The sequence below is a fragment of the Methanobrevibacter sp. genome, assembly GCF_045586545.1.
GTDB lineage: Archaea > Methanobacteriota > Methanobacteria > Methanobacteriales > Methanobacteriaceae > Methanocatella.
On record NZ_JAZNAN010000037.1, the window covers coordinates 1 to 2209 of the forward strand.

Consider the following 2209-nt stretch of genomic DNA (forward strand, 5'->3'; position numbering starts at 1 on the left):
ATTATTTTAGATAATCAACTGATTTACATTTAATTAAATTTTATTGTTAACGGAGAGAATATAAATGGCAAGAACTAAAAAAGTGGGTATTACAGGAAGGTTCGGTGCAAGATACGGAAGAAAAGCTAAAAGATCTGTAAAGATTATTGAAGAAAACATGAAAAAAGACCATGTTTGTCCTAAATGTGCTAGACCTTACGTAAAAAGACAAGCTGCTGGAATTTGGAAATGCAGAAAATGTGGTGCAGTATTTACCGGTGGAGCTTACATTCCACAAACCCCTATGGCAAAATCTGCAGCACGCAGTATCAGAGACATTAAAGTGGAGGAATAGGCCTTGTACAGATGTCCACGTTGTGGAGCAGAAGTAGACCATAAAAGCTACATGGAAAATAAATGTCCTAAATGCAGATATAGGATTTTATTTAAGAATGTTCCAGAAACTACTAGAATAATAAAAGCAAGATAATTTATCTGCTTTTACTAAATTTTTTACTATTTTTGATTTAAAATGTTAATTTCAACTTCTAGAAAACCTTCTCAAAAGACTAGAAAGTTCTGTAAAAATTTAGCCCATGCAACAGGTTCAAACTCTGTCAACAGAGGGAAAATGAATATGCGTGAGCTTTTGCTTAAGGCTCTGGAAGTGGACGAATTTAACTTGGCTATTGTCAATGAAATCAAAGGCAATCCAAGCAGAATTTCTTTTTATTCAAATAAAGGAGAATTATTGCTTTCAATCCTTATTGGGGCATCTGAAGAATCAGAAAAAATGAACATTGCTCCATCTCAATTGAAAATAGTGTCCGAAGTCAGCGAACTTGACGTTTTACATAAGATTTTGGATATGGATTTGGTATACAAGGCAGAGGAAAACTACATTTTAATTTCAAAAAGCGACGATTCAGTAGCTAAAATCAATTTCATAAACAAGTTTGGAGAAAAGATAAATTTCCAAATAAATGTCAAAAAGATTCTAGAGGTAAGTAATGATTGATGAAAGCCCTCTTGAAAGCGTAAAGAGCAACATCGCTATTGAATTCGAAACTAGTAGTCAGGCCAAAATAATTTATGATTCCATCCTTTTGGAATTTGATACGGCTCCCGACTTTAGATCATCCATGACATTGGAATTGGACGGGTCTAATATTTTGATTGACATTGATGCGGAAGATTCCACTTCCTTTAGGGCTTCTGTAAACTCAGCAATGAAGTGGATTAAATTGGCATTAGAAATAAATAACTTGACAAATTAATGTTTATATAATTACTAATTAAACTTAAAAGGTGATATTATGGAGATTCCTGAAAATATTCAAGAACAGTTAAATCAGTTCCAACAATTACAACAACAAGCTCAAGCAGTAGGCATGCAAGTTCAAAATGTTGAAATTCAAATTCAAGAAACCCAAAAAGCATTAGAAGAACTTAAAAAAACCGATGATAGTACTGAAGTATTCAAACAAGCTGGTACTTTACTCATCAAAATCCCATACGATGATGCTTTAGCTGAAATGGAAGACAAATTAGAAACTCTCGAGTTAAGAAAACAAACTATGACTCGCCAAGAAGAAAGAGTCATGAAAAAACTTGAAGAAATGCAAGCTACTATTCAGGCTGCAATGCAAGGTATGGGCCAATAGGCTGATACTTTCTTATTTTTCTTTTTTTGGATACCATGTCAAAATTAAAAGTATTGTCTCAAGAGGATTTGGCAACTATTTCTGATGATTTCGGTGAAATTCTTGAACGTGAAGTTTCAAAAGCTCTACCTGCCAAGGAAATCGAAGATTTAGATTTGGATATCGTTCTTAGCTATGAAAACAATCAGTTAGATGTTGATGTTGACGTTGGAGTATTGTTTGATGAGCTGTCTGAAATTACTCAAGATCAGATATCCCAAGCTATCGATGAAGCTTATTTGAAGTTCGATTCCTATATTGACGATAATTTCAGGGAATAATTATTTTTTTTCATTATTTTAGTATTACGTTTTTCATATCTTTTTATTATATGAAGTAATACTTTTTAATGAAAAAGTATTTATACTATTAAGTACAACTTTAAATTGTAGTTTGAAGTAATCCAATAACTTATTATTATTAGGCTTAACACGTAATACTATCTTTCAAATTCCCTCCTCTTTTTTTACTTCAAACTTTTACTTTACTTTTTTCAAATAAACTTTATCAACCCGATTTTATTATTT

Annotated in this window: 6 protein-coding genes; all 6 read left to right on the plus strand. The window is 32.1% G+C overall.

Features of this window, described 5'->3' with window-relative positions; all coding sequences use genetic code 11:
* Window positions 1-64: 64 nt before the first annotated feature.
* From rpl37A to ACKI3D_RS03395, 6 genes are read left to right on the plus strand one after another with little or no spacing between them, the layout of a single operon-like run.
* Complete coding sequence (rpl37A, locus tag ACKI3D_RS03370) at window positions 65-334, plus strand: 50S ribosomal protein L37Ae (protein ID WP_067041681.1); 270 nt, start codon at window positions 65-67, stop codon at window positions 332-334.
* Window positions 335-337: 3 nt separating this feature from the next.
* Window positions 338-469: a DNA-directed RNA polymerase subunit P gene (locus ACKI3D_RS03375; protein WP_082706360.1), complete on the plus strand. Its 132-nt coding sequence runs from the start codon at window positions 338-340 to the stop codon at window positions 467-469.
* A 42-nt stretch (window positions 470-511) separates the two neighbouring features.
* A complete protein-coding gene (locus ACKI3D_RS03380; protein WP_407392350.1) occupies window positions 512-997 on the plus strand; it encodes a Brix domain-containing protein in 486 nt (161 codons plus the stop codon).
* Window positions 990-1256, plus strand: a complete 267-nt coding sequence (locus ACKI3D_RS03385) for a KEOPS complex subunit Pcc1 (RefSeq protein WP_407392351.1) — start codon at window positions 990-992, stop codon at window positions 1254-1256. Before ACKI3D_RS03380 ends, ACKI3D_RS03385 begins: the two co-directional genes overlap by 8 nt.
* Before the next feature lie 39 nt (window positions 1257-1295).
* Window positions 1296-1643 (plus strand): prefoldin subunit beta, encoded by a 348-nt coding sequence (locus ACKI3D_RS03390; protein ID WP_407392352.1) that lies wholly within the window; start codon window positions 1296-1298, stop codon window positions 1641-1643.
* A 35-nt stretch (window positions 1644-1678) separates the two neighbouring features.
* Complete coding sequence (locus ACKI3D_RS03395; protein WP_407392353.1) at window positions 1679-1963, plus strand: DUF3194 domain-containing protein; 285 nt, start codon at window positions 1679-1681, stop codon at window positions 1961-1963.
* Window positions 1964-2209 lie beyond the last annotated feature (246 nt).